We start from the raw sequence: 26,294 nt of genomic DNA, 5'->3' as shown, positions 1-26,294 counted from the left end.
GACCCGCGCTTTGGCTACCGGGACGGCCGCGACTGGCGCGATCGTCGCTACACCAATCCGCGCTACCGGAACCATACCCCGCCGCGTTACCGGCACTACAGCCCGCCGCGTTACCGGACGTACAACCCGCCGCGCTACGGTAATTACTACAACCCGCCGCGGAACCATTGGCGCTATCACACGCGTTACTACAACTCGGGATATGACCGGTACAATTACCGCTATTACGATGCCGGTTGTGGTGCTTCGGGCGGGGAAGTGTTCGCCGGTGCGATTCTCGGCGCCCTGTTCGGCGTTGCCGTGGCGGATGACGATGGAGCCGGCGCGCTGTTCGGCGGCATTGTCGGCGCGGGCCTCGCCTCCGGGCTCAGCTCCTGCGACCGCGGCCAGTACTATTACGCGGCCAGCTACTCCTTCAATCACAACCAGCCCTACTACTGGTACAATCCGCACTCGGGCGTCCGGGGTGTCGTGGTGGCCCGCGACTATTACAATTATGGCGGTCGCCGCTGCCGTTGGGGTGATGCGGAGATCTTCATGCCGAACGGCGATTATACCTCCGACCGGATCCTGATGTGCCAGGACCGCTGGGGCCGCTGGGAAGTCGCCCGCTATCAGTAGGCGCACGCGACAGCACGAAACTTGCGAAGCCGGCGGAAACGCCGGCTTCGTTCATTTCAGGCTCATCGCCGCCTGTTAAGGTCACATCGAATATCCGGCTGAACATGCCGGCGAACCGGAAAGGAGTTCGAGATGAACATGACCAAGATCGCACTTCTCGCAGCGGCGTCCGCCGCCGTCCTGGTGCCGGCGGCCACGGCCGAGGCCCAGTCGCAGAACTACTATCGCAGCGTCCAGGAATGCGAGGCAGCCCGGCAGAACCGCCAGGTCGCCGGCGCGGTGATCGGTGCCATTCTCGGCGGCGTGATCGCCGCCCAGATCGAGGACGACATCGACGATCGCGACAACCGCAACTGGCGCGGCCGTCATCACGGCTATGACGGGTATTACGGACGTCATCGCGGTTATCGCGGCTATGACCGCGGCAATGAAAACGACGTCGCGGTCGCGGCCGGTGCCGGTCTCGGCGGCCTGCTTGGCTACGGTGTCGCAGGCGGCGAACCCTGCGCCCCGATCTACCGCAACAACGACAACCGCTACTATGGCGGCTACGACAATGGCGGTTACTATGACGACAACCGCTACGCCCAAGGCGGTTATCGCGATGATCAGGGCTACACGAACAGCGGCTATTACGACGAGAACGGCAATTACTACGCCGATGACTCCTACTATGTCGGCGACGAAGGCACCTATGCCGACCAGCAACGCTATTACGGTAATGGCGAGCTCGCCGGAGGTCCGGACGGCTATGTCTATTCGCAGCCCTCGACCCAGGCCCGGGTCTACACGGCCGGCGCGAATAACAATTGCCGCTGGATGCAAACCCGCCGCGCCGACGCTTACGGCACGGTCAGCTCGCAAAGCGTCTGGATGTGCCAGGGGTCCGACGGAATCTGGCGCCCGGCCCAGTAGGCTCAAGCGTCACACCATGCAAGAAAGGCCGCTCCACAAAGAGCGGCCTTTTCCTTGTGTCCAACGGTCTGGATGAAGACAGGCTTCACTCACATGATGCGAATATGACCGGGGTCAGGGAAACCAAGAAACACGCCGTCAGGGAAGCGCTCTACGAGTCCGCGCTCTCCCTGTTCCGCAGCAAAGGATATGAACTGACGACGGCCGCCGAAATCGCCTCTGCCGCCGGCGTAGCCAAGGGAACGCTGTTCAACCACTTCCCCACCAAGGCCGACATCATTGCCGCCTGGTATCGCCGGGAATTGATCCCGCGGCTGGCTGACAACGGCATCCCTGAAGGGCCGACATCACTGTCACGGGGGCTCACAGCGCTCACCCTGCGCGTGCTCGACCTGTCGCGGAACGAACCGGAACTCTGGCAGGCCCAGATCCGGGAGGCTCCGTCGAGCCCGGCCATCCAGGACGCCGAGCGCGCGGCGGAATCCGGTATCCGGGAGTCTGCAGTGCGGCTGATCACCGTTGCGGGAAAGGCACCTGAGGAAGCGGCCGAACTCGCGGATCTCTATGTGACGCTCGTGACCGGCACGGTCCGCGAATGGGTTGTGACCGGCCAGACATTCGATCTCGATGCCCGGCTGGCCGAACGCACGCAACGTCTCTGCGCGCTGGCGGGAGTCAGCTGAGAGATTGACTTCCCGCTCCGGGTTCGAAAAAAGATGACCACGGTCATTTTTTGGAGTGCGTCTTGTGTCTTTCCTGATTCCTGCTCTTGTCCTCGCCCTGCAATCCGGCCCGCAGCCCATCTTCACGGACGGCGTGGCTGATCCTGCGGCGCAGGGTGTCTGGCGCTCTGCGGACTATGGCTGGATTATCGAGATCGAAGAGGACTCGCTGATCCGGTGGCAAGACACGCCGGCCGGCTGCTACCGGACGCCGGATGCGCCCACCGCCCGACTGATGGGCCAGATCGAGTACCGGCTGTTCACCCGCGAGGGCGACACCATCGGCCTGCAATATCTCGATGGGGACTCCAACACCCGTTTCGAGCGCCTGCCGCACCTGCCCGAGCGGTGCGGCGCGGAAGACCTCGACACTCCGTCTGGCGTGTTTGAGGTGTTCGCCTCCGCCATGCAGGCCCACTACGCCTTCTTCGATCAACGCGGCATCGACTGGCCGGCACGCGTCGAGGCGGCGCGTCCGCTGGTTCGCAGCGATATGAGTGATGCGGAACTGTTTGACGTCCTCGCCGGACTGATGAACGGCCTGTCCGATTCCCACACAAAGCTGACCGCCCTGATCGACGGGGAAGAACGGCTCGTTCAGGACGGGCTCGGTACCACCCTGCCCCGGATGCGCGAGACAACGGGCGAGCAGCCCTGGCTGATCGGCCTCGTCGATCAACTTCTGGAAGGCGGCGTCCTCACAGAGCCGGAATTCGTCGGCAATGGCCGTATCATCACGGGCCGAGTGACCACCGGCGACGACCGCAGAGTCGGTTATGTCCTGATCTTCACCATGGGCGGCTTCACCGAGGACTTCGCGCCGGGCACGCTGGAATGGGCAGAAGCGGAACGGCGGATCTTCTCCGAGATCATGAATACGGCCATGGAAAGGTTCGCGGAGTATGACGCGGTGATCGTCGACCTGTCGAACAACCGCGGCGGCTACGACGCCATCGCGCGCGCCGTTGCGTCGCATTTCACCGCTAGCCCTTTCCTCGCCTACACCCAGCATCCGGGCACGAATCCCGCCGCGGCTGAAGCACACCGGATCGAACCCGCGGACCGGGTCTTCACCGGACCGGTCGGCGTGCTTACCAGCGATGTGACCGTGTCGGGCGGCGAAATCGCCACCCTCTCGCTGCGCCAGCTTCCGAATGTGCTCCACGCCGGGACGTCCACGCGCGGCGCCTTCTCGACGCCGCTGGCCAAACCCCTGCCCAATGGCTGGTATCTCGAACTGTCGAACGAGGTCTTTGCGGCCCCGGACGGAACTGTATACGAGGAAACCGGCATCACGCCGGACCTTGAATTCGACGTCTATCCCGTCGACGCACCGGTGACCGGTCATGCGGACGCGGTCCGTCAGCTGGCCGAGGCCCTGACGCGCTAACCCTTGCGCGCGGCGATCAGGAATTCGCGGTTGCCATCCCCGCCTGTGATCGGACTGTCGGCCACGCCGGTAATGGAAAAGTCGGTCCGGTCGCCGACCCAGATCCGGAAGCGTTCGAGTGACGCCTGAACGGCAATATCGTCCTTCACGACCCCGCCTTTTCCGACATGGGCGCGGCCGACCTCGAATTGCGGCTTGAACAGGAGAACGGCCTCTGCCCTTTCCGCCGCCAGTGACAGCGGACGCTCGATCACCTTCGCCAGGCCGATGAAGCTGGCATCGCAAACAATCAGTTCGGGAGGCTCGGCAATCTCGGCTGCGGTCAACTGACGCGCATCCGTGCCTTCCAGAACCGTGACGCGGGCATCGTTGCGCAGTTTCGAATGCAGCTGGTCGCGGCCGACATCGACCGCGAAGATATGCGCCGCGCCCCGTTCCAGCAGGACTTCGGTGAACCCGCCGGTCGACGACCCGACATCGAGACAGGTCTTGCCCGCAGGGTCGATCCCGAAATGATCGAGCCCCGCCACCAGTTTCAGTGCGGCCCGCCCGACATAAGGGTGTGCCGCCTGCGCCTCGATTTCTTCGCCCGGCTGCACTTTTTGCGACGGCTTGGCGATCACGACGCCCCCAATCCGCACACGCCCGGCCGCGATCGCCGCCTGGGCCTGTGCCCGGGTTTCGAACGCGCCCCGCTCGAGAAGATAGAGATCAGCCCGCATCGCGCTGGCCTAAACCCGCCTGACACGGGAATGCAAGTCGCGTCTGGCGCGAGTCTTGCTCTTTTGACGGGCTGAACACCGGATTCGTCTTATTCGCGTTTCGAAGAGGAACACAGGCATGACCGCTTTGGCCCAGAAAAACCGGGACCGTAGTATAGATACGCTACGCGGCGTCGCCTGCATCCTGCTGGTCGCGCTGCACGTGATCGGCGAAAACCCGACGCAGGGCCTGCGGATCGAAGAGACCCATCCGCTCGGAATCTTCACGCATCTGGCCTTCCACTTCCGCATGCCACTGTTCGCGATGCTGTCGGGCTTCGTCTATGCGTGGCGTCCGGCTGAGCCGGGACGCTTCGGAAAATTCTGGACCGGCAAGGCGCGCCGGCTGATCCTGCCCTTCCTCTTTGCGGCTACGGCTTTCGCCGGGATCAACACGGTTCTGGGCGGCGGTTTTGCCATGCCCTGGAGCGACTTCTGGCAGGTCTACCTCTTCGCCTATGCGCACTTCTGGTTCATCCAGGCGGTGCTGTTGATCTTCGTCGTCTATTCCGTGGCCGACTGGCTGCTCCCGAACCGGAAACATGAGGTCGCGCTGGGCATGATGGTCCTGTCCATCGTCCTGTTCGTGGCGCCGATTGCGCGGGACGTTGAATTCCTCTCGATCACGCGGGCCCTCTACCTCTTCCCCTTCTTTGCCTTGGGCGTGTTCATGCAGCGCTTCGATCCGAAGCGTTTCGGACCGGCGGCGCAGGTCTGGGCGTCGGTCGCCGTCCTGCTCTTCGTCCTGCACACGATGAATTCGATTGCGGATCCGCATCAGGTCATCGAACGCCGGGTCGTGTTCTCGCTGATGGCGGGTCTGGCCTTCGCCGGGGCGCTGCTGGCGAACCGCTTCACCTTCCGACCGCTCGCCTGGATCGGGCAGTACAGCTACTCAATCTACCTCTACCACCTGTTCGCCATCATGGGCACGCAGATGATCTACAACTACATCGGCGAGCCCGAGCCCTGGCCGGGCATGGCCATCGGGCTGACCGCCGGGCTGCTGGCTCCGATTGCCGTTGAAGTCGTCACGCTCCGCGTCTTCCCGTGGCTCGCGCCCTTCGTGGTCGGGCTCAAGGGCAAGCCGCGACAGCGCGGGGAAACCACGAAGACCGCACCGGCGAACGCTGCGGTCTGACCGGCGGACTTACGCCAACAGCGCCGCGGCGGCCTCGTCCTCGCGCCCCAACGCATCGAACACCGCTGCAGCAATATGCGGCGCGTTGAGGCCGGCCTCGGCATACATGGCTTCGGGCTTGTCCTGATCCTGGAAGCGGTCCGGCAGGGTCAGCGTGCGGATCTTCAACCCCTTGTCGAGCGCGCCGCGCTCGGCCAGCAGGTGAAGCACGAAAGCGCCGAAACCACCGCGCGCCCCCTCTTCCACCGTGATCAGCACTTCGTGCTCGCGGGCAAGGCGCAGGATCAGATCCTCGTCGAGCGGCTTGGCGAATCGGGCATCAGCCACCGTCGCCGAGAGGCCCTTCGCCCCCAGCATGTCGGCGGCCTTGAGCGATTCCTCAAGCCGCGTGCCGAGCGACAGGATCGCCACCGAATTGCCTTCGCGGACGATCCGGCCCTTGCCGATTTCCAGCGGCTCGGCCACGTCCGGCAGGTCGAGTCCCAGCCCGTTGCCGCGCGGATAGCGGAAGGCCGAAGGGCCGTCATCGATCAGACGCGCGGTCGCGACCATGCGCACGAGCTCGGTTTCGTCGGCCGCCGCCATGATCGTCATGCCCGGCAACTGACCGAGATAACCAAGATCGAATGACCCGGCATGGGTCGCCCCGTCAGCACCGACCAGACCGGCCCGGTCGATGGCAAAGCGCACGGGGAGGTTCTGGATCGCGACGTCGTGGACGACGCTGTCATAACCGCGCTGCAGGAAGGTGGAGTAGAGCGCCGCAAACGGCCGCATGCCCGCGGCGGCCAGACCTGCCGCGAAGGTCACGGCATGCTGTTCGGCAATGCCGACATCGAAACAGCGGTCCGGGAAGCGCTCGGCGAACAGGTCGAGACCCGTACCGCCGGGCATGGCAGCGGTGATGCCGACGATACGCTCGTCCTTCTCCGCCTCGGCGATCAGCGCGTTGGCGAACACCTTGGTATAGCTCGGCGGACCGGCCTTGGACTTCGCCTGCTCACCGGTGACGACGTTGAATTTCGAGACGCCGTGATACTTGTCGTCAGCCGCTTCGGCAGGGGCGTAGCCCTTGCCCTTCTTCGTCACGACATGGACGAGAACGGGGCCCTTCTCGAAGTCCCGGACATTGCGCAGAACCGGGACGAGCTGGTCGAGGTCATGCCCGTCGATCGGGCCGACATAGTAGAAGCCCATCTCCTCGAACAACGTACCGCCGACCGCCCAGCCGAGCATGTATTCCTCGGCCTTGCGCGCAGTCTTTTCGAGGCCCACCGCCTTGGCCACGCCTTTCGCGACCTTCCGGAAATTCCGGTAGCCGCGCGACGACACGAGGCGCGCGAGATAATGGCTCATCGCTCCGACCGGCGGTGCGATCGACATGTCATTGTCGTTGAGGATAACGATAAGGCGCTTCTTCAGCGCTCCGGCATTGTTCATCGCCTCATAGGCCATGCCCGCCGACATCGAACCGTCGCCGATCACAGCGATGATGTTGTCGTTCCGGCCTTCGAGATCGCGCGCCACGGCAAAGCCGAGCGCCGCGGAGATCGAGGTCGAGGCGTGCGCCGCACCGAACGGGTCGTATTCGCTTTCGGACCGCTTGGTGAATCCGCTGAGGCCCCCGCCCTGGCGCAGCGTGCGGATGCGGTCGCGGCGCCCGGTCAGGATCTTGTGCGGATAGCATTGGTGGCCGACATCCCAGATCAGCTTGTCATCCGGCGTATCGAAGACGTGGTGGATGGCGACGGTCAGTTCCACCACGCCGAGCCCGGCGCCCAGATGTCCGCCCGTCACCGAGACGGCGTCGATCGTTTCCGCGCGCAACTCGTCGGCGACGAGGCGCAGCGAACCGATATCGAGATTCTTCAGGTCGGCGGGTTTGCTGATCCGGTCGAGATTGGGCGTTTCAAGCGCCATTCGGATGTCCTTTCCTACCCGCGCCGCGTGAGGACATAGTCCGCAGCGTCGCGCAGAATCTGTGCGCGCTCACCGAACGGATCAAGGTGATCCTTCGCCTGCGCGATCAGCCGTTCAGCCTGGTCCCGTGCCCCTTGAACGCCCAGAATGCCGACGAACGTGGCCTTTCCTTGACTGTCGTCCTTGCGCGTCCGCTTTCCGGTCTCCGCGCTCGATCCCTCGACATCCAGCAGGTCGTCGGTGATCTGGAAGGCCAGACCCAGGTCATGGGCAAAGCCTTCGAAGGCGCGGCGCACCGGGGCTTCGCAATCGGCCAGGATCGGCCCGACCTCGGTTGCGAAGGAGATTAGCGCACCGGTCTTCATCCGCTGCATGCGGGTGATCGTCGCAATGTCCCAGTCGCTCTTGTCATCGGACATGTCGATCATCTGGCCACCGACCATGCCGCGCGCGCCGGATGCCGCCGCCATGCGCGTGATCAGCTCGCAGCGTCGCGCCGCACTGCCGTGCGTATCCGGGTGAGCGAGGATTTCGAAGGCGAGCGTCAGCAGGGCGTCGCCGGCCAGCACCGCGGTCGCCTCGTCATACTCGCGGTGCACCGTTGCCCGGCCGCGCCGGACGTCATCATCGTCCATACACGGCAGATCGTCATGGATCAGCGAATAGGCGTGGACGCATTCCAGCGCTGCGGCGCAACGCAGCAGGCTGCGCTCCTCGGCGTTGACCAGCCGCCCGCACTCGATCGCCAGAAAGGGCCGGATCCGCTTGCCCGGTCCGAGCGCCGCGTAGCGCATCGCTTCCATGACCCGGGTTTCCGGGCCATCGGACCGCGGCAGCAGCGCATCGAGCGCCACCGTGACCCGGTCCGCCGCCTCCTCGAGAACCCCGACGAAATCAGCCATCAGGCCACCTGCATCGGGCGAAAGTTCAGACGAATATGGCTGGAACGGCGTTTCGGGGCCATGATGGCGTCAGTCCAGATCGGCAGGCTCGGTCGAGACCGATCCGCCGCTGCCGACGACAATCTTCTCGACCTTCAGCTCGGCCTCGCGCAGCTTCTTCTCGCAATGCGCCTTGAGCGCCGCACCGCGCTCATAGATCGCGATCGACTGTTCGAGTTCGACATCGCCCTTTTCGAGCTTGCCGACAATCGATTCGAGCTCGGCCAGCGCCGCCTCGAAACTCATCGATTCAATATCGGCCTGGCTCATGGGGCCTCCTCGAAATCTGCCGGGATCGGACGCACCATAGAAACCGCGTTGCCGCGCGGCAACGCGTTAACCTGCACTATCTGTCCGGCCGGAACTCATAACGTCTGTGGGTCCAGTAATAATCGCCGCCATCGCGCACGCAGCGCCATCCCAGACTGCGCAGAACCGGGCGCATCATGCGGTTGAACCAGCCATGCGCACACAGCAGGACCGGGCCGGACTGCGCGGCCTCGATCAGGCGCGCGGCCGCGGCTTCGGCGCGCAATTCGGCCTGCCGGCGGCTTTCCTGACCACGGGCCATGCCGCACCACCAAGCTGTCCGGGCAAACACATTCCAGGTGTGCGCGGGAAACTGACCCGGCAGTGTCGGCGGCGGCAAGGGCGCTTCGACGAAAACCGGGTCGATGACGATTTCGCGTCCCGGCGCGGCCTCGCGGGCGGTTTCAATGGCACGCGGCAGCGTGCTGGCGAAGATAACCCTGGCTTCCTGTCCGGCCGCGATCAGTTCCGGCGGCGGCGCCTGCTCGGGCGCGAGACCGGCGCGGTCATAGTCTGCCCACCAGTCCTCATAGCCGCGCCAGTCGACACGGGTCTTGCGATCCATGTCGGGGCGGCCGTGCCGGGCGATGGTGATCGAGCCCGGCAGGTCTGGTGTCGGTTTTGTCCGTGTCATGTCCGGATTGGGCAGGGGTTTCGCCGGAACGCTTGCCGTGGTCCCCGTCACGCCTCGGCCAGCGCTTGCGTGAAGACGGCCGCAGACCGCCCCAGCGCTCCCAAGTCGTAGCCTCCCTCCAGAAGGCAGACAAGCCGCGCAACGCCGCTTTTCCCCCTGAATTCCGCGAACTTGCGCCCGGCCCATGCGTAATCGCGCTCATCGAGTGTCAGCCCGGCCAGCGGATCGGCAGCATGCGCATCAAAACCCGCGGAGATGAAAAGCAGTTCCGGGTCGAAGGATTCGAGCGCCGGCAGGATGTCGCGCTCGATCGCGGCACGCCATTCCTCGCCCGTCGTTCCGGCCGGGACCGGCACATTCACGACATTGCCGTTGAGCCCGGTTTCCTCGGCGCGTCCCGTACCCGGATAAAGCGGAGCCTGATGGATGGAAGCGAAGAAAACACGCGATTCGCGCTCGGCCAGCTCCTGGCTGCCATTGCCGTGATGCACGTCGATATCGACGATGGCGACACGGTCGAGCCCGTGCGCCTCGAGCGCATACATCGCCGCCACGGCGACATTGTTGAACAGGCAGAACCCCATCGGACGCGCCCGTTCGGCATGATGGCCCGGCGGTCGGACCGCGCAGAACGCCGCCTCGGCCTCGTCCTTCATCACGGCGTCGACGGCGGTCAGACCCGACCCGGCGGCGTGCAGGGCGGCCTTCCAACTGCCCTTCGTCATATACGTGTCCCAGTCGAGCCCGGTCAGCCCGTCATCATCGGGCTCGCACGCCGCGACCCGGTCGACATGGTCTTCAGTGTGGACCCGGGTCAGATCGCCGCGGCTCGCTGCGCGCGCCTCGGCGCGTTTCAGCCGGTCCAGCGGCGCTTCAGCCAGCGCGTCCATGACGGCGCGCAGCCTTTGCGGCTGCTCGGCATGGGCAGGCGGAATGCGGTGGTCGTAACCGGCTTCGGATGTGACGATCAGTGTGCGCATGCGGGCAGATTAGCAAGGCCGCCCGCCCGCGCCACACCGAATGTTGTACGGTCTAGTAGAGCTCGTAGCCCGGGCAGAAGGTCGAGTAGTCGCAGGTGATTTCCTCGCCCGGCGCAATGTCGCGCAGCGCCACCGCAACCGGCCACCCGGAGAAATCCGTGTTCGGGTCTGTCGTGTGGTTCAGATAGCGGCCTTCATCGCCTTCGAGCACCAGGACGCTGTCATCGCCCGGCTTGAAATAGGAATAGCGGTCGAGATAGTCGCGCAGCCGGCCGGTCGCGTTCTCGTAGAAGTCGCGCGCGATCTCCTTGTCGAACTGGGGTTCGAACTGCCACACGACCGCGCCCTTCGCGATCGGTTCGGCGGCGAACACGCCAATCCCCTCGATCGGCGATTCCTTGAGCTGGGCTTTCACGAGCATCATGGCGGTCAGTCCTTCTTCGATCCGAATTGCCCGGTCAGGGACGGCAGGAAATCATGGCTGGCATAGAACTGGCCATAGTCGCAGGTCAGCTCCTCACCGGCGGCAATGTCGCGAGTCGCATAGCCCGCTGCCGGATCGGCATAGTCGGTATTGGGGTTGTCGGCGTGGTTCATGAAGCGGCCATGGTCGCCGTCGAGCACGAAAACGCCCGGACGCTCGTCATTCACATAGGCATAGCGGCCAAGGAAATCGCGCGCCGCGTCCGGCCAATGCGCGATGTCGGCCTCGCTCAAAAGGCGGTCGAGACCCGGCTCGAACCGCCAGACCTTAGTGCCCTTCGTGATCGGCTCCGCGGCGAACACCCCGACGCCCTCGATCGAACTGGAATCGACATAGGTTTTCACGAGCAGCATCACCGGCTCCTCACACCAAAGGCGCGGGGCTATGCGCGCGGTTCGGTCCGCGCGCAAATCACATTTTTCGGCCGGTTGTAATGATCGGCGTCAGTGACCCAGGGTCACATTCATGATCTTCACGCCCTCGGGTGCCGGCGGCTCGTCCGGCACGAAGAAGTCGGGCAGCAATTCCTGAGACGGATCAACCGCGTACTGGTCGAGATCCGTGATCCCTTCCGACACCAGGAAAGTGTCGTCGATGATGAAATTGCCGGTGAAATCCTTCGGCTTGTTCAGCACCAGATAAGCTGTGTCGGCGAGGATCTCAGGCTTGCGGCAGTTCCGGAACGCTTCCTCACCCGCCAGCACATTCGAAATGGCGGCCGTGGCGACCGCGGTCCGCGGCCAGATCGCGTTCGCGGCGATGCGGCCCTTGAACTCACCCGCCCAGCCCAGAATGCACAGGCTCATCCCGTATTTCGCGCTGGTATAGGCGACATGCGGCGCGAACCACATCTCGCGCATGTCGAGCGGCGGCGACAGGGCGAGGATGTGCGGGTTTTCGGCCTTCTCCAGATACGGCAGGCATTTCTGGGTCACGAGGAAGGTGCCGCGCGCATTGACCTGGTGCATCAAATCGTAGCGCTTCATCGGCGTGTCCGCCGTGCCGCGCGGGAAGATCGCCGAGGCGTTGTTCACGACGATGTCGATCCCGCCGAAGCGGTCCACCGCGGCCTGGACCGCCGCCTCGACCGAGGATTCGTCGCGGATGTCGCACACCACCGGCAGCGCCTGACCACCGGCCTTCTCGATCGCCTCGGCAGCGGAATGGATCGTGCCCGGCAGTTTCGGATTCGGGCTGTCAGTCTTCGCCGCCACCACGATGTTCGCACCGTCGCGCGCACAGCGCTCCGCGATGGCAAGGCCGATCCCCCGGCTTGCGCCGGTAATGAAAAGGGTTTTCCCTTTGAGCGACATGAGATTCTCCCCAGTTTTCAGGAGAGACTAGACCGCCCCTACAGCCCGCGCCACACCCGGCCGGTCGGGCAGTGCAGGCCCTCTTCCCGGCGGCAGCGGTTGAAGGTGAACATCACCGTCTCGGCGCGGCCGACCACCTCGTCGAGGCGGACATAGCCCGGCCCCTGCTGCGGCGGGATGCGGCTGTCGGTCGAACGGTCGCGGTTGTCGCCCATCATGAAGAGATAGCCTTCCGGCACCTGGAACGGGCCGGCATTGTCTAGTCCACCGCCGTCGCCGATCTCGTAGATCGGGTGAGTCACGCCGTTCGGCAGCGTCTCTTCGTAGAGAGTCACGGCGTACATCTGGCCTTCGTGGGAGCGGTATTCGCGGGTTTCGATCTCGCGGCGCTCGACCATCTCGCCATTGATGTACAGGCGGCCTTCCCGCACGAGGATAGTATCGCCCGGCAGGCCGATGACACGCTTGATCAGATTGCGCTCCTGCTCCGGATTGCGGAACACCACGACATCGCCGCGCTCCGGCGTCCGGGGCAGGATGCGCGCATCCCAGCTGTCCGGCAGGCGGTAGCCGAGGCCCAGCGGCAACGAGTGGCGCGAATAGCCATAGGACCACTTCGACACCAGTACCCGGTCGCCGACCTCGAGCGAGGGCTGCATGCTTTCCGACGGGATGTGGAAGGGTGCGAAGAGGAAGGTGACGATCACGAACCAGACGCCGATCACGCCGCCGATAAAGCGAAGCGTTTCACCCACTTCGCTCGAAGCGTTCTTCGTCAGTCTTTCCACGAATGATTTCATTTGAATTTGACCGCGGTCCCGTAAGCCAGAATTTCAGCAGTCCCCTCCATAATGGCGGAGGTGGTGAACCGGAAGCTTACGATCGCATCCGCGCCCATATTTCCGGCATCTGTGACCATTCGGTCAAAGGCAGTGTGGCGAGCCTCTTCGAGCAGCTCGGAATATTCGTTCACTTCGCCGCCCACGATATTGCGAAGCCCGGCGATGAAATCGCGGCCGAAGAAGCGCGCGCGGACGATATTTCCGCGTGCAATGCCAACCACTTCACCGATCTCGCGCCCCGGCACCTCCGGGCTCATCGTCACGATCATGACCCGGCCTCCTCGTCTTCGCGTCCGGCCGTCGCGATCAGGAACAACATGGCTATCCCCAGCGCCGGAAGCACCGCGGCAACCACCCAGACGATGCTGAACGGGTAGGCGATCTGCACACCGAACAAGCCGGTCGCGGCCGCCAGCAGGGCCCAGAGGCCCAGACCGGCAAAGGCCAGCCCGTAGGCGAAGCTCGTCATCAGGTTCGATTGCACGCTGGATTTCCCTTGATCACCGGCAGATACGGTCCGGCGGACGGCATGGTGCGGCCCGGACGCCGCGAACTCAAGTCTTTCCGCCACTTCGCGCCTCCGGAACACGGGCGCACGAACCGGCGTTGTGACGGCAGGCGAATACGGGGATAAGATCACCCCGAGAGCGAGGATTGGAGGCCCGCAAGTGACCGACACCCAGCCGAATCCGGCACCGACACCGGCGACTGACGAACGTGACGAACGTCTTCTTTGTGGTCTTGTCTACGTCTTGTACCTGCTCGGCCCGGCCAACGGTCTGACCGTGCTCGTGGGGGCGCTGATCGCCTTGCTGCGCAAGGACAAGGCCGCCCCATGGCTGGCCGGTCACTACGAATTCCAGATCCGTACGCTCATCTACATGATCGCGCTCGTCATCATCGCGATCATCTGCGCGATCACCATCATCCTTCTCCCGGTCGCCATGCTGATCTGGCTGCTCCTCGGGATCTGGATGATCATCCGGGTCGCGATCGGTCTCGTCCGCCTCGTCGACGGTCGTCCGCACCCCGATCAGAAGACCTTCTTCGTCTAGTTTATCCCGAGCGCGAGGTCGTCGGGCAGGCACTCATATCCGACGCGGATTGAATCGAGCTTGCCCGGGGCCTGCGTCAGGACGGTCTCGGCATAGAAACGGGCGATTTCGATCCGGCTTTCGGCATAATCCTCGTCGCCCTGCCCTTCCTTCAGGCGGCGCTGTGCGGCAACGGCACCGATACACAGCAGCCAGCCGCCGATCACATCGCCGGACAGGGCCAGAAATTCGGTCGCGCCGGACAGCGCGTCGGCCCGGTCTTCGCAGGTCATCAGCCATTTCGCGGCCGTTTCGAACGCGTCGGCTGCGGGTTTCAGCCGCTTGGCCAGTTCCGGCAGTTCCGGATTGGACGACGTCGCGCAGTCCTCGACCGTCTGGCGGATGTCCTCCAGCAACTCCTTCAACGCCGCACCGCCGCCCATGGAAAGCTTGCGGCCGATCAGGTCGATCGCCTGGATCCCGTTCGTGCCTTCATAGATCGGGGCGATACGCGCATCGCGGTAGTGCTGGGCGGCGCCTGTCTCCTCGATGAAGCCCATCCCGCCATGCACCTGGATGCCGAGCGAGGACACCTCGACGCCGACATCGGTCGCCCAGGCCTTTGCAATCGGCGTCAGGAATTCCTCGCGCCGCTTGGCGAAGGCGCGATCCTCTTCGCTCTCCTCGTGCTCGGCCTCGTCGGCGGACACGGCACACAGATAGCAGATCGCCCGCGCGGCCTCGGTCTTGGCCTTCATCGTCGCCAGCATGCGGCGCACGTCCGGGTGTTCGATGATCGGATGCGGCGCCGGGCCATCGGCGTCCGGCGCGCGGCCCTGGCGGCGCTCCTGCGCATAGGCCAGCGCATGCTGATAGGCGCGCTCGGCAATGCCGACACCCTGAACCCCCACGGCGAGGCGCGCGGAATTCATCATGATGAACATCGCCGCCATGCCGCCGAGCTCCGGCCCGATCAGCCAGCCCTTGGCCTTGTCCATTTCCATGACGCAGGTCGGGCTGCCGTGAATGCCCATCTTGTGTTCAAGGCCGATCGCCTGGATCGAATTGCGCTCGCCCGGATTGCCCTCCGCATCGGGCAGGAATTTCGGGATCAGGAAAAGCGAAATGCCCTTCGTGCCGTCCGGCGCCCCCGGCGTCCGCGCCAGCACCGGGTGGATGATGTTCTCGGCACAGTCGTGCTCGCCCCAGGTGATGTAGATTTTCTGTCCCGTGATCGACCAGCTGCCGTCGTCATTGGGTTCGGCCTTGGTCTTCAGGAGACCGACATCGGACCCGGCTTGCGGCTCGGTGAGCTGCATGGTCGAGGACCATTCGCCCGTGATGATGCGCGGCAGGTAGAGCGCCTTCTGTTCGTCCGTGCCGTTGACCAGCAGCGCCTCGATCGCGGAATTGGTCAGCATCGGACCCAGGCTGAAGGCCATGTTGGCCGACTGCATCATCTCCATCACCGCCATGCCCAGAACGCGCGGCAGGCCCATGCCGCCGGCCTCGGCGGGGAATTGCAGCCCCTGCCAGCCGCCTTCGACATATTTCGCGTAGGCGTCCTTGAAGCCCTTCGGGGTCGTTACGACCCCGTCCTTCAGCGTGCAGCCCTGCTGGTCGCCAGTGCGATTCAGCGGGGCCAGAACGTCGTTGGCGAACTTCGCGGCCTCGTCGAGAATGGCGGTGGTCAGATCCTCGGACAGTTCCGGAAACGCGCCGGAGGCCTTGAGGCCGTCCATGGCGGCAATCTCGTCGAGGGCGAAGCGGATGTCCTGAACGGGCGCGCGGAAGGTCATGAGAGGCGTATCCAGTTGTCGTGACGGTCAATCGGAGGCCGGAAGATAGCGGTTTCACGCGCCGCGTCGAGCCGGGCAGGTTGTCCCACCTGCCTTTCCCGCGCGGAAAGTTGGAATTTCGCATTCCCGCACTGAAACCGGCGGCAAAATAGGCAATTGTCCCGACGGCGACGCTCGGGCAGGTTTGTCCGAACGGACAGGGAGACCGACATGACCGAAACCAAGCGTTACACGAGCGTTGCCATCGCCCTGCACTGGATCATCGCCATCATGATGGTGCTGCTGGTCTTCGTCGGGTGGCGCGCCGGCGACATGGCCGAAGCGCTGCGCGCGGGCAGCACCGAATTCACCATCGACGACGTCCGCTTCGTCTTCAACATGCACAAGACGTTCGGCATCCTGGTTCTGGTGCTCAGCCTGATCCGCCTCGCCTGGCGGTTCATGAACCCGGTCCCGCCACTGCCCGAGACCATGAAGGGGTGGGAGAAATTCGCCGCCCGCTTCACCCATATCGGCTTCTACGTGCTGATGATCGGCATGCCGATCCTCGGTTGGCTGACGGCCTCGTCCTCACAAGCGCCGAGCTTCTTCTTCAACAATCCCGCCTGGCCGATCCCGGACATCGCGCCGAACAACGAGACACTGCACGAGGTGACGGAATTCCTGCACGGCCGGGGCGGCTGGGCGATCATCATCCTGCTGGTCCTTCATGCCGGAGCAGCGATCAAGCACCATATTGTCGACAAGGATGACGTGCTGGCTCGCATGATCCCCTTCCTCCGCCGCAAAGACACGTAAGGCAAAGCATGAAACTCGCGCTCTTCCCCCTCGCGCTTCTCGTCTCCGCTCCGGTCCTCGCCTCCGACTGGGAAGTCGATCACGACGCCAGCGAAGTGACGTTCGAGACCGACGTGCTCGACGCGCCGGTCACCGGCCGCTTCTCCGAATTCGGCGCGGCAATCGGTTTCGATCCGGACGATCTCGCCAACAGCTATATCGACGCCACGGTCCGCGTCGGAAGCGGCGAGGCCTCGACCCCATCCTATACCGACGAGATGATGTCGGAGCCGGGTCTCGACCCCGACACCTATCCGACCGCGACCTTCATGTCGGAAACGATCGAGGCCAGCGATGAATGCGACACCTGCTACATCGCGCGCGGCGATCTGATCCTGCGCGAGGCGCGCCTGCCCGTAGAACTGCCCTTCCGCGTCGTAATCGACGGCGATCGGGCGGTGGCCGACGGCACGATGGTGATCGAACGTGAAAGGTTTGGCGTGGGTGGATCGAGCTGGGGCGAAGCCGCAGCCGAGGTCACGGTGCGCGTCCATATCGAGGCCGACCGCGCGGAGTGACCTTGCCCGCGTGCGCCGCGATGGGCTAGCTGCCCGCATGAGCGCGCCCGTCAAACCTGCCCGCGACATGACAGCGATCGCCGAAGCCGCAGATATCCTGCGCCGCGGCGGCCTCGTCGCCATGCCGACCGAGACGGTCTACGGCCTCGCCGCCGACGCGGCGGACGGTGAAGCGGTTGCGCGCCTCTACGCCGCCAAGGGCCGGCCCAGCTTCAATCCGCTCATCGTCCACGTGTCCGGCCGGGACATGGCGGAGACCTGCGTGACGGTCCCGCCGCTTGCCGCGACCCTCATGGACCGGTTCTGGCCCGGTCCGCTGACGCTCGTCCTGCCGAAGAAGGAGGACGCCCCGGTCAGCGAACTCGCCGGGGCCGGGCTGGACACGCTGGGCGTTCGCATACCGGCGCACAAGGCGGCGCAGGCCCTGATCACGGCCTTCGGCCGGCCGCTCGTTGCCCCGAGTGCCAATCCGTCCGGCGCGGTAAGCCCGACCAACGCGCAGCACGTGGCCGAGGGTCTCGGCGACCGGATCGATCTGATCCTGGATGCCGGGCCCTGCCCTGTGGGTGTGGAATCCACCGTCCTCGCAATCGACGGCGACACCGCAATCCTGCTGCGGCCCGGCGGCCTGCCGCGCAGCGAAATCGAAGCCCTCACGGGGGCCCTGAGGTCGGCAGAGGCCAATGCGCCCCTCGCCTCCCCCGGCATGCTGAAAAGCCATTACGCGCCGGATGCGGCGCTGCGCCTGAACGCCGCCGCGCCCGAATCCGGCGAAGCCTTTCTCGCCTTCGGCCCCGGAGCAGAGGCCTGCACCGCAAACCTGTCGCGCACCGGTGATCTGACCGAGGCCGCCGCCAACCTCTTCGCCCTGCTGCGCCAGCTCGACGCCGAGGGGCACAAACGCATCGCCGTCGCGCCCATCCCCATGGACGGGCTCGGCGAAGCCATCAATGATCGCCTCAATCGCGCCGCCGCCCCACGGGACTGACACCATGACCGCCATCGACCGCATCAAGTCTGTTCTCGGGCCGAAGGGCTGGAGCGAGGATCCGGCCGAGATCGGGCCACTGGCCAGCGACTGGCGGGGCCGCTACCAGGGCGAGACTCCGCTTCTGGTCAAACCGGCTTCGACCGAAGAGGTCTCGAATGTCGTCGCGATCTGCCACGAGGCGGGCATCGCGATCACGCCGCAGGGCGGCAATACCGGCCTCGTCGGCGGCGGCACGCCGCAGGGCGAGATCCTGCTGACCACGCGCCGCATGAATGCCGTGCGCGAGACCGATATCGGCAACGACTCGCTGACCGTCGAGGCGGGCTGCGTGCTTGAAGCCATCCAGCACGTCGCCGCCGACGCCGGCCGCCTGTTTCCGCTCAGCCTTGGCAGTCAGGGCTCGGCGACGATCGGCGGGCTGATCTCGACCAATGCTGGCGGCGTCCACGTCCTGCGCTACGGCATGATGCGCGACCTGGTGCTGGGGCTGGAAGCCGTCCTTCCCGACGGACGCGTCTGGAACGGGCTGCGCGGCCTCAGGAAAGACAATACCGGATACGATCTGAAGCAGATGCTGATTGGCGCGGAAGGCACGCTCGGCGTGATCACCGCTGCGACGCTCAAGCTCTTCCCGAAGCCCGGCGAGATTTCCGTCGCCTTTACCGCGGTCGACAGCCCGGAGGCGGCGGTTTCCCTGCTCGGCCACATGAAGACGGCCACGGTGGGCGCGCTCTCGGCGCTCGAACTCGTTCCGCGCAATGCGCTCGAACTCGTCGTTCAACATATTCCCGGAACGCGCGATCCCTTCGCCGACACCCATCCCTGGTATGCCCTGCTCGAGATCGGCGCCGCGCGCGCGGGCGAGGGCCGCGAGATGATGGAAGCCGCGCTCGGAGAAGCCTTCGAAGCGGGCCTCATCCGCGACGCGGTGATCGCGGAAAGCGAGCAGCAGGCGAAGGATTTCTGGAATCTGCGCGAGCCGATCGCCGAAGCGGAAAAGGCGCATGGCCGCGCGGCCAAGCATGATGTCTCCATCCCGGTGTCGAAAATGCCGGCCTTCATGGCCGAGGCGACCGAAGAGGCCGAACGCATGCTGCCCGGCGTGATGATCATCGCATTCGGCCATGTCGGCGACGGCAATGTCCATTTCAACGTCGCGCGGACCGAGCCGGGCGCGGGACTCGACTTCGCGAAATCGACCGAACCCGTCACCGCCATGATCTATGACAAGGTCGCGAAATATGGCGGTTCGATCAGCGCCGAGCACGGCATCGGTATCATGAAGCGCACCGAACTGGCGGAGAAACGCCCGCTCGATGTGGAGCTGATGAAGGCGATCAAGACCGCGCTCGATCCCAAGGGGATCATGAACCCGCGCATGATCTTCGGGTCCTGATCCAGCCACACGACTCGACCTGACGGACCTCGCTGCCTAAATCCGGGTGAAAGCGACCCGGAGACCGATTCCCATGCTCGTCCTGCTCTCCCCGGCGAAACGCCTCGATTTCGAACCGAGCGCCCATACGCTCGACCTGACCCGCCCGGCCCTGGTCGACCGCACCGCCGATCTCTCGAAGGAGACGGCGAAACTGTCGAAGCGCAAGATCAAGACGATGATGGAGCTGTCCGACGATCTGGCCGAGCTCAACTACCAGCGCTTCCAGGCCTTCGATCCGGACGCGAAGGACGGCAAGGCCGCCGCGCTCGCCTTCGCCGGTGAGGTCTATCGCGGGCTCAACGCCGAAGGCCTGTCGGACACGGATCTGAAATGGGCGCAGGACCATCTGCGCATCCTGTCGGGCATGTATGGCGTGCTGCGCCCGCTCGATGCGATCCAGCCCTATCGCCTTGAAATGGGCCGCAAGATCAAGACGAAGAAGGGCGAGAGCCTTTACGACTTCTGGGGCAGCGATATCGCCAGCCAGCTGAATGACGCCCTCAAGGGTCAGCAGAGCCGGACCATCGTGAACCTCGCCTCCAACGAATACTTCAAGGCCGTCGACCGCAAGACGCTCGACGCCGACATCGTCGATGTCGACTTCAAGGAAGAGAAGGACGGCAAGGCCCGCATCCTCTTCATGTTCGCCAAGGTCGCGCGCGGCCTGATGGCGCGCTGGATCATCGAGAACCGCGTCACCGATCCGGCGAAGCTGAAGGACTTCAATGTCGAGGGCTACAGCTTCGACGCGTCGGCCTCGGCCGGCGGCAAGCTGACCTTCGTCCGTCCGCAGCCGCCGAAGAAGCGCGCCGCTTGACGCGACGGCCCGGCGCGGGCCATTTCGCAGCCGCACAATTCCGCTGAAGGGGCCGATCATGAGCGCACTGAAAACCGACCTCTCCGGCCAGGTGGCCGTCATCACAGGCTCGACCAGCGGAATCGGTGCGGCGCTGGCCGAAGGGCTCGCCGAGTGCGGCGCGAATGTCGTCCTCAACGGCCTCGGGCCGCAGGACGAGATCGAACGCCTCCGCAAGCGCATCGAGACCGAACACGGCGTGAAGGCGCGCTATCACCCGGCCAACATGATGGAAGCCGACGAGATCGGCGGCCTGATCCGCTATGCCGAGAGCGAATTCGGCCGGCTCGACATCCTCGTCAACAATGCCGGCATCCAGCACGTCTCGCCCGTCGATGAATTTCCGGCCGGCAAGTGGGAGGCGATCCTCAAGATCAACCTCACTTCCAACTTCCACACCATCAAGAATGCCCTGCCGATCATGAAGCGTCAGAGCTCGGGCCGGATCGTCAATCTCGCCTCGGCCCACGGCCTCGTCGCCTCGCCCTTCAAGTCGGCCTATGTCGCCGCCAAGCACGGCGTGCTCGGCCTGACCAAGACAGTCGCGCTCGAAGTCGCCGAAAGTGGCATCACGGTGAACGCCATCTGCCCGGGCTATGTGAAGACGCCGCTGGTGGAAAACCAGATCGCCGACACGGCCAAGGCGCGCGGCATCAGCGAAGAAGAGGTCGTCCGCGACGTGATGCTGGCGGCGCAGCCGACCAAGCGCTTCGTGGAATATTCCCAGCTTGTCGGCGCCCTCCTCTTCCTCGTTTCCGACGCCGGGGCGTCCTGCAATGGCACGCACATCTCCGTCGATGGCGGCTGGACCGCGAAGTAGTGACCACCGGAAAACTCCCCCTCGCCTGTATCGGCGTCGTCTGCCGGCGCGGCGACGAGGTCTTGCTGGTCAAGCGCGGCCGCGAGCCGCTCAAGGGCAAATGGTCCATCCCCGGCGGCAAGCTGGAATACGGCGAGCGGGTCGCGGACGGCGCACTGCGCGAACTGAAGGAAGAGACCGGCGTCACGGCCCGGATCACCGGCCTGATCGACGTCGTCGATTCCATCATGGACAACGCGCACTACGTGCTGATCGACTTCGAGGCGGAATGGATCGCAGGTGAGCCGGTTGCCGCGGACGACGCCGAGGAAGCCGCCTTCTTCCCGCTCGCCGAAGCACTTGAAAAAGTCAGCTGGGACGAGACGCGCCGCGTCATCACACCGCGTGCCCACGCTTCGCCGCATTCACGCGATTAGACTGCGCCGCGATGCGCTTCGCCGTCCTAATCCTCGTCCTCACACTCGCCGCACCAGCCATCGCGCAGGTGAAGCCGGACGTGCGTCCGGGCGACGAGCCGACCTTCGAGGACGTGCCCCGCACACCCAGCGTCAATCGCGACCGGGTCATCCCGGATCTCGCCTATGTGCTGGGGGAGCTGCACTACCTCGCCTATGCCTGTGAGGGAAACCACGCACAAGCCTGGCGCAACCAGATGCAGGAATTGCTCGACCTCGAAGCGCCGGCCAACGGCTATTGGCGCGAACGCCTGATCGACAATTTCAATAACGGCTTCCGCGACCAGCAGCGCTATCGCCTGACCTGCGGCGCTCAGGTCGAGGCCGAACGCCGCGAACTCGCAAGCCGCGGCCGGCAATTGTCGGATTCGCTGTTGGCGCCGTTGTTGGCTGAGGACAGTACCGATTGAGTTTCTCCCCCCGCTTGCGGGGGGGAGTGCCCCGGATCTGGTCCGGGGCGAGGGGGGGGATTATCCCCCTCCACCACGTCGTGTTCCCCCTCCCCCGTAAACGGGGAGGAAACAGGGGGCGTCTAACCGTAATAATCCTCGACCGCAGCGCGGAGCTTGGACTCCTCCTTGTGCGGTGAAAGAACTTCCAGCTTCACGTGACGGCGGCGATTGGTCGAGATCACGAAGAAGCGCTTGTCGGGATAGTCGAGCTTGCACTCCAGCATCGCCGAGGTGATCAGGTCGACATTCTTCGGGTCGTCGTCCGACATGCCGAAGCTGTGCGGTAGGTCGCGGCCGAACTTCTCCAGCCCCGTCTCGACGCAGGCGCGGATCGCCGCGCGCTTGAGGCCCGCCGTCGTCAGATGCGCGCCGAGCGCCGCCTTCACGTCCGGGTTCGAGACGCCGTAGATCGCGATATAGTCCGGCTCTTCCGGAATCTCGCCGGCCTCTTTCAGCAGCTTGATCCCCTCGCGGATGATCTCCGCGGAATGCTGGCGCGCGGTGATGATCGCGACCGGGCGATGGCGCAGCACGGCGTATTTGAAGATGTCCCAGCTAGGCCCCTTCCAGCCGCCCTGTTCCAGTCCACGGCGGATGTCGCGCAGCAGGTATTCCTCACCGTGACGGTCCTTGCCGTCTGCAAATTCGCGGAAAGCACGCTCGGGCGGCGCGGCCCAGTCTTCCCACTCGCCCGCCATGCCCAGATAACCGCGAATGCCGTCGAACTCAGCCTGCGTCATCGTCTTCTCCTCACCCGTCATGGTGTTGAGGAGATGCACCTTGGTCGGCAGGTGCAGGACGTTTTCGTCGATGTCGAAAAAGTAGAAACTCTGGCGTTCGGACACCGGCTACGCCTCCTCGGGCAGGGTTTCCATGAAATGGACCGGCTTGCCGGTGGAGGGCGCGACGATCTCGTCATCGCGCATCACGGTGCGGCCGCGGATGATCGTCGCCATCGGCCAGCCGGTTACGTCCATCCCGGCGAAGGGCGTCCAGCCGCATTTCGAGGCATTCCAATCATTGGTGATCGTGCGCTTCGCCTTGAGGTCGACGAGGGTGAAGTCAGCGTCCCAGCCCGTCGCCATGCGCCCCTTGCCCGCAATGCCGAAAATCCGCTGTGCGCCATGGCTCGTCAGATCGACGAAGCGTTCCAGAGACAGCCGGCCTTCGGCGACATGGTTCAGCATGACCGGCACCAGCGTCTGCACGCCCGGCATGCCGGATGGACTCTGCGGATAGGGCCGGGCCTTTTCCTCCTTCGTGTGCGGCGCGTGGTCGGAGCCGAGCACGTCAAACAGGCCCTGATCGAGCCCGCGCCACAGCGCCAGGCGATGTTTTGCCCCTCGGATCGGCGGGTTCATCTGGGCGTAGGCCTTCAGCCGATCGTAGCAGTCCGGCGATTCCAGCGTCAGGTGCTGCGGCGTCACCTCGCAGCTGGCGATATCGCGGTGCGACTGCAGGAAGTCGACTTCCTCCGCCGTCGAGATGTGCAGCACGTGGATCCGCTTGCCGGTCTTGCGCGCGAGGCGCACCAGCCGCCGCGTTGACATGATCGCCGCCTCGGCGTCGCGCACGATCTCGTGGCTCGTCCAGTCGCCATCGACCGCCAGCTTGCGGCGCTCCTCGAGGCGGTATTCGTCTTCGCTGTGGAAAGCGGCGCGGCGCTTGATCGCCTTCAGGACGCGCTCGACGCCCGCATCGTCCTTGACCAGCAGATCGCCAGTCGAAGCGCCCATGAAAACCTTTACGCCGCAACAGCCGGTCATCCGCTCCATCACGGGCAGGATGTCGGCATTCTCGTTCGTCGCCCCGGCATAGAAGGCATGATCGCAATGCATCCGCTCGGCGCGCTTCAGCTTGTCGAGCAGCGTGTCCGGATCGGAGGTCGTGGGATTGGTGTTCGGCATCTCGAACACGGCGGTGACCCCGCCCAGAACCGCGCAGCGCGACCCGGTTTCGAGGTCTTCCTTCCATTCCAGCCCCGGTTCCCGGAAATGCACCTGGCTGTCGATCACGCCCGGCAGGACGTGCAGTCCCGCGGCGTCGACCGTCTCGCCCGCACTGGCGGTACCGAGATCGCCGATCTTCGCGATCTTTCCATTGATCACGCCGACATCGGCGCGTCCGCGGCCGGCGTGGTTCACCACCTCGCCGCCCTTGATGATCAGGTCATAGGTCTGGGTCATGAACTCGTCCGCTCCAGCAGCCGGCATGCCGCTTCATAGACTGCATCGGTCGACAGATCGAGAAGCAGGCTTTCGGGATTGGCCCGAAAATCCTTCGAAGTCGCGAGTTCACGGACTTCCTCGAAACCGCGCGGACCGCGCACGCTCGCGCAATTCTCGCCCCACGGGCCGTAGCGCCGCTCGTCCGACGGGCCGAACAGCCCCAGCGTCGGCGCACCCATCGCGGCGGCGATATGCATCACGCCGCTATCATTGCCAACGAACAGGCGCGCCCGGCCGAGCAGCGCCGCCACGTCCATCAGGTGCAGCTTGTTGGTAAAGTCCACGACGCCGGCATCAGGCAGGACGCGCAGGATCGGCTGCGCGTGTTCCTCATCACCCGGCCCGCCGAAGATATGCACTGCAGCGCCGGCCATCGGTCCGCCGTGCCCGACGAGGCGCTTCACCAGCTCCGCGAACCGGTCGGCGGGCCACATCTTGAATGGCCAGCTGGCCGACGGGCAGATCGCCAGCATCTGCCGCCCGGCCGGCAAATGGCCGAGCGCGCGGGAATGGGCGTCCGCCGGCACGTAAATCTTCGGTGCGGGCGGCGGTTCGGCGCGGATCACGCTGGCGGCCTCGCGCACCTTGTTGTCCGGATAGGGATAGCGGCCCGCGACATTGCGTTCCCCGGCGCGCAGGAGATAGGCGATCGCCGACCCGCGCATGTCCACCACCCTGTCCCACTTCGTCCCGGCCACGCGCCGCCACAGGCCCGGCCAGTGCATGCCGGCGGGCTTCTTGTGGATGATGATCAGGCGCTCCAGCCCCGGCGTGTTTTCCAGAATCGGAACCGCCAGCGGTCCGCAGGCGATGGTGAATTTCGCATCCGGATTGGTGCGAACCAGATGATCGAGCACGCCGGAGTTGATGACGGCGTCGCCGATGCGCGTGGAGGTGATGAACAGGATGCGCTGCATGGAAAAGCGGAATAGCCGAGCCGGTGAGTCTTGGCCAGCGCGCAAGGCGTGGCCATATGCTGGGCCATGAACTCTGATTCCCCTGCCCGCCTGACCGATCGTGCCGCCATCGCCGTTACCGGCGAGGAAGCGCGCGACTTCCTGCAACGCGTCGTGACCTGTCCGATTGCGGACATCAGTGACGGCGAAATGCGTGCTGGCGCCCTGCTGACTCCGCAAGGCAAGATCATCGTGGATTTCCTCATCCATGGCCGCCCGGACGGCGTCCTGATCGAACTGCCCGCCGCCGCGGCCGACGCTTTCGCGAAACGCCTGTCGATGTACAAGCTGCGCGCAAGGGCCGAAGTCCGCGTCAGCGAGGATCTCGCCATCATCGCCGGCGAAGGCACGCCCGATCCGCGGAGCGCCGCCCTGCCCAAACGCGGTATCCGGCCGCGCGCCGAAACGGCTGGATGGCGAGCGGGAGACGCTTCTCAGGCAGAGGCCGAGATCGCGGCCGGTGTCCCGGCCTTCGCCCGGGATTATGGCGAGGCCGACGTCTTTCCGACCGACGTCAATCTCGACCTTTATGGCGGGATCGGATGGAAGAAGGGGTGTTTCGTGGGTCAGGAAGTCGTGTCGCGCATGAAGCGGCGCGGCACGATCCGCAAGCGGACTGTTCGACTCGATTTCGAAGCTACGGCTCCTGCGGCCGGAACGGACGTGACGCTCGGCGACACCGCGCTTGGCACGATCACGTCTTCGGCGGGCGCTCATGCTCTCGCCATCCTGCGCCTCGATCGCCTGGACGACGCGCGAGAGGTGGAGTCAGGTGGTTTGAAGGCAAAGGTGGTTTTGCCGGCAGGTGTGTAAACAATAATCCGACGCTCCCCGGTAAGACCGGGGTCCAGCTATCACGATTGATTGGGTCCCGGATCGCGCTGCGCGCGTCCGGGAAACGTGAGCAAGGCAGCAGCAAACATCGGGTCGCCACGCT

General features: G+C 64.9%; 30 protein-coding genes and 1 pseudogene. 15 read left to right on the top strand and 16 right to left on the bottom strand.

What is annotated here, in order from left to right:
* The 4 genes and pseudogenes from L5876_RS13620 to L5876_RS13605 all read left to right on the top strand — a co-directional run.
* Positions 1–621 (top strand): annotated as a pseudogene (locus tag L5876_RS13620) (hypothetical protein); the annotation flags it as partial.
* Between the two features lie 138 nt (positions 622–759).
* The gene (locus L5876_RS13615) at positions 760–1,536 is read left to right on the top strand and encodes a hypothetical protein (RefSeq protein ID WP_236956907.1); all 777 of its coding nucleotides are present in this window, start codon (positions 760–762) and stop codon (positions 1,534–1,536) included.
* Positions 1,537–1,592: 56 nt separating this feature from the next.
* Positions 1,593–2,219 carry a TetR/AcrR family transcriptional regulator gene (locus L5876_RS13610; RefSeq protein ID WP_236956906.1) on the top strand — a complete coding sequence of 209 codons (627 nt, stop codon included), beginning with the start codon at positions 1,593–1,595 and terminating at the stop codon, positions 2,217–2,219.
* Positions 2,220–2,283: 64 nt separating this feature from the next.
* Positions 2,284–3,648 (top strand): S41 family peptidase, encoded by a 1,365-nt coding sequence (locus L5876_RS13605; RefSeq protein WP_236956905.1) that lies wholly within the window; start codon positions 2,284–2,286, stop codon positions 3,646–3,648.
* Here L5876_RS13605 and L5876_RS13600 read toward each other — a convergent pair.
* Positions 3,645–4,370, bottom strand: coding sequence for a TlyA family RNA methyltransferase (locus tag L5876_RS13600; RefSeq protein WP_236956904.1), 726 nt, complete (start codon positions 4,368–4,370; stop codon positions 3,645–3,647). The genes L5876_RS13605 and L5876_RS13600 overlap by 4 nt on opposite strands.
* A 118-nt stretch (positions 4,371–4,488) precedes the next feature.
* On the opposite strand from L5876_RS13600, the gene L5876_RS13595 reads away from it, so the two are divergent.
* Positions 4,489–5,550 carry an acyltransferase family protein gene (locus tag L5876_RS13595; protein WP_236956903.1) on the top strand — a complete coding sequence of 354 codons (1,062 nt, stop codon included), beginning with the start codon at positions 4,489–4,491 and terminating at the stop codon, positions 5,548–5,550.
* Positions 5,551–5,559: 9 nt separating this feature from the next.
* On the opposite strand, the gene dxs is transcribed toward L5876_RS13595, so the two are convergent.
* The 11 genes from dxs to L5876_RS13540 form a co-directional block, all read right to left on the bottom strand.
* Positions 5,560–7,470, bottom strand: a complete 1,911-nt coding sequence (gene dxs, locus L5876_RS13590; protein WP_236956902.1) for a 1-deoxy-D-xylulose-5-phosphate synthase — start codon at positions 7,468–7,470, stop codon at positions 5,560–5,562.
* A 14-nt stretch (positions 7,471–7,484) separates the two neighbouring features.
* Positions 7,485–8,372 (bottom strand): polyprenyl synthetase family protein, encoded by an 888-nt coding sequence (locus tag L5876_RS13585; RefSeq protein WP_236956901.1) that lies wholly within the window; start codon positions 8,370–8,372, stop codon positions 7,485–7,487.
* A 69-nt stretch (positions 8,373–8,441) separates the two neighbouring features.
* A complete protein-coding gene (locus L5876_RS13580) occupies positions 8,442–8,681 on the bottom strand; it encodes an exodeoxyribonuclease VII small subunit (RefSeq protein ID WP_039718632.1) in 240 nt (79 codons plus the stop codon).
* A 76-nt stretch (positions 8,682–8,757) separates the two neighbouring features.
* The gene (locus tag L5876_RS13575; protein WP_236956900.1) at positions 8,758–9,354 is read right to left on the bottom strand and encodes a histidine phosphatase family protein; all 597 of its coding nucleotides are present in this window, start codon (positions 9,352–9,354) and stop codon (positions 8,758–8,760) included.
* Positions 9,355–9,401: 47 nt separating this feature from the next.
* Positions 9,402–10,334 carry a histone deacetylase family protein gene (locus L5876_RS13570; protein ID WP_236956899.1) on the bottom strand — a complete coding sequence of 311 codons (933 nt, stop codon included), beginning with the start codon at positions 10,332–10,334 and terminating at the stop codon, positions 9,402–9,404.
* A 52-nt stretch (positions 10,335–10,386) separates the two neighbouring features.
* Positions 10,387–10,758, bottom strand: coding sequence for an SET domain-containing protein (locus L5876_RS13565; RefSeq protein ID WP_236956898.1), 372 nt, complete (start codon positions 10,756–10,758; stop codon positions 10,387–10,389).
* 5 nt (positions 10,759–10,763) lie between these two features.
* Positions 10,764–11,171 carry an SET domain-containing protein gene (locus L5876_RS13560; RefSeq protein WP_236956897.1) on the bottom strand — a complete coding sequence of 136 codons (408 nt, stop codon included), beginning with the start codon at positions 11,169–11,171 and terminating at the stop codon, positions 10,764–10,766.
* A gap of 90 nt (positions 11,172–11,261) precedes the next feature.
* Complete coding sequence (locus tag L5876_RS13555; RefSeq protein WP_236956896.1) at positions 11,262–12,131, bottom strand: NAD(P)-dependent oxidoreductase; 870 nt, start codon at positions 12,129–12,131, stop codon at positions 11,262–11,264.
* 38 nt (positions 12,132–12,169) lie between these two features.
* Positions 12,170–12,919 (bottom strand): signal peptidase I, encoded by a 750-nt coding sequence (gene lepB / locus L5876_RS13550; RefSeq protein ID WP_236956895.1) that lies wholly within the window; start codon positions 12,917–12,919, stop codon positions 12,170–12,172.
* A gap of 8 nt (positions 12,920–12,927) precedes the next feature.
* Positions 12,928–13,242 carry a YbjQ family protein gene (locus tag L5876_RS13545; protein WP_039718626.1) on the bottom strand — a complete coding sequence of 105 codons (315 nt, stop codon included), beginning with the start codon at positions 13,240–13,242 and terminating at the stop codon, positions 12,928–12,930.
* Entirely contained in the window at positions 13,239–13,544 is a 306-nt protein-coding gene (locus L5876_RS13540) for a hypothetical protein (RefSeq protein WP_236956894.1), read from the bottom strand. Before L5876_RS13540 ends, L5876_RS13545 begins: the two co-directional genes overlap by 4 nt.
* A gap of 97 nt (positions 13,545–13,641) precedes the next feature.
* Here L5876_RS13540 and L5876_RS13535 point away from each other — a divergent pair, with 97 nt between their 5' ends.
* Positions 13,642–14,028, top strand: a complete 387-nt coding sequence (locus L5876_RS13535; RefSeq protein ID WP_236956893.1) for a hypothetical protein — start codon at positions 13,642–13,644, stop codon at positions 14,026–14,028.
* Here L5876_RS13535 and L5876_RS13530 read toward each other — a convergent pair.
* Positions 14,025–15,806 carry an acyl-CoA dehydrogenase gene (locus L5876_RS13530; RefSeq protein WP_236956892.1) on the bottom strand — a complete coding sequence of 594 codons (1,782 nt, stop codon included), beginning with the start codon at positions 15,804–15,806 and terminating at the stop codon, positions 14,025–14,027. The two genes, L5876_RS13535 and L5876_RS13530, sit on opposite strands and share 4 nt — an antisense overlap.
* A gap of 210 nt (positions 15,807–16,016) precedes the next feature.
* Between L5876_RS13530 and L5876_RS13525 the strand changes: the two genes are divergently transcribed.
* The 8 genes from L5876_RS13525 (at position 16,017) to L5876_RS13490 (ending at position 22,131) form a co-directional block, all read left to right on the top strand.
* Positions 16,017–16,604, top strand: coding sequence for a cytochrome b (locus tag L5876_RS13525; protein ID WP_236956891.1), 588 nt, complete (start codon positions 16,017–16,019; stop codon positions 16,602–16,604).
* A gap of 8 nt (positions 16,605–16,612) precedes the next feature.
* Positions 16,613–17,161 carry a YceI family protein gene (locus tag L5876_RS13520; protein ID WP_236956890.1) on the top strand — a complete coding sequence of 183 codons (549 nt, stop codon included), beginning with the start codon at positions 16,613–16,615 and terminating at the stop codon, positions 17,159–17,161.
* Positions 17,162–17,198: 37 nt separating this feature from the next.
* Complete coding sequence (locus L5876_RS13515) at positions 17,199–18,149, top strand: L-threonylcarbamoyladenylate synthase (protein ID WP_236956889.1); 951 nt, start codon at positions 17,199–17,201, stop codon at positions 18,147–18,149.
* 4 nt (positions 18,150–18,153) lie between these two features.
* Complete coding sequence (locus L5876_RS13510; RefSeq protein WP_236956888.1) at positions 18,154–19,548, top strand: FAD-binding oxidoreductase; 1,395 nt, start codon at positions 18,154–18,156, stop codon at positions 19,546–19,548.
* Between the two features lie 73 nt (positions 19,549–19,621).
* A complete protein-coding gene (gene yaaA / locus L5876_RS13505) occupies positions 19,622–20,407 on the top strand; it encodes a peroxide stress protein YaaA (RefSeq protein WP_236956887.1) in 786 nt (261 codons plus the stop codon).
* 58 nt (positions 20,408–20,465) lie between these two features.
* Positions 20,466–21,266 carry a 3-hydroxybutyrate dehydrogenase gene (locus tag L5876_RS13500; RefSeq protein WP_236956886.1) on the top strand — a complete coding sequence of 267 codons (801 nt, stop codon included), beginning with the start codon at positions 20,466–20,468 and terminating at the stop codon, positions 21,264–21,266.
* Positions 21,266–21,682, top strand: a complete 417-nt coding sequence (locus L5876_RS13495; RefSeq protein WP_236956885.1) for an NUDIX domain-containing protein — start codon at positions 21,266–21,268, stop codon at positions 21,680–21,682. The genes L5876_RS13500 and L5876_RS13495 overlap by 1 nt, the downstream gene beginning before the upstream one ends.
* An 11-nt stretch (positions 21,683–21,693) precedes the next feature.
* On the top strand, positions 21,694–22,131 hold the full coding sequence (locus L5876_RS13490) for a TIGR02301 family protein (protein WP_236956884.1): 438 nt from the start codon (positions 21,694–21,696) through the stop codon (positions 22,129–22,131).
* Positions 22,132–22,253: 122 nt separating this feature from the next.
* Here the strand turns inward: L5876_RS13490 and L5876_RS13485 are convergent, their stop codons facing one another.
* The 3 genes from L5876_RS13485 to L5876_RS13475 are packed head-to-tail and all read right to left on the bottom strand — an operon-like array spanning position 22,254 to position 25,318.
* Positions 22,254–23,018 carry a hypothetical protein gene (locus tag L5876_RS13485; RefSeq protein ID WP_236956883.1) on the bottom strand — a complete coding sequence of 255 codons (765 nt, stop codon included), beginning with the start codon at positions 23,016–23,018 and terminating at the stop codon, positions 22,254–22,256.
* 3 nt (positions 23,019–23,021) lie between these two features.
* Positions 23,022–24,359 carry a dihydroorotase gene (locus tag L5876_RS13480; RefSeq protein WP_236956882.1) on the bottom strand — a complete coding sequence of 446 codons (1,338 nt, stop codon included), beginning with the start codon at positions 24,357–24,359 and terminating at the stop codon, positions 23,022–23,024.
* Positions 24,356–25,318 (bottom strand): glycosyltransferase family 9 protein, encoded by a 963-nt coding sequence (locus L5876_RS13475; RefSeq protein WP_236956881.1) that lies wholly within the window; start codon positions 25,316–25,318, stop codon positions 24,356–24,358. Before L5876_RS13475 ends, L5876_RS13480 begins: the two co-directional genes overlap by 4 nt.
* Positions 25,319–25,384: 66 nt before the next feature.
* Between L5876_RS13475 and L5876_RS13470 the strand changes: the two genes are divergently transcribed.
* Positions 25,385–26,170 carry a folate-binding protein YgfZ gene (locus L5876_RS13470; RefSeq protein ID WP_236956880.1) on the top strand — a complete coding sequence of 262 codons (786 nt, stop codon included), beginning with the start codon at positions 25,385–25,387 and terminating at the stop codon, positions 26,168–26,170.
* Positions 26,171–26,294: the final 124 nt, after the last annotated feature.

Origin of the sequence: Hyphobacterium sp. SN044 (assembly GCF_021864465.1) — a bacterium.
Lineage (GTDB): Bacteria > Pseudomonadota > Alphaproteobacteria > Caulobacterales > Maricaulaceae > Hyphobacterium.
This window is presented reverse-complemented; position numbering and strand designations above follow the sequence as displayed.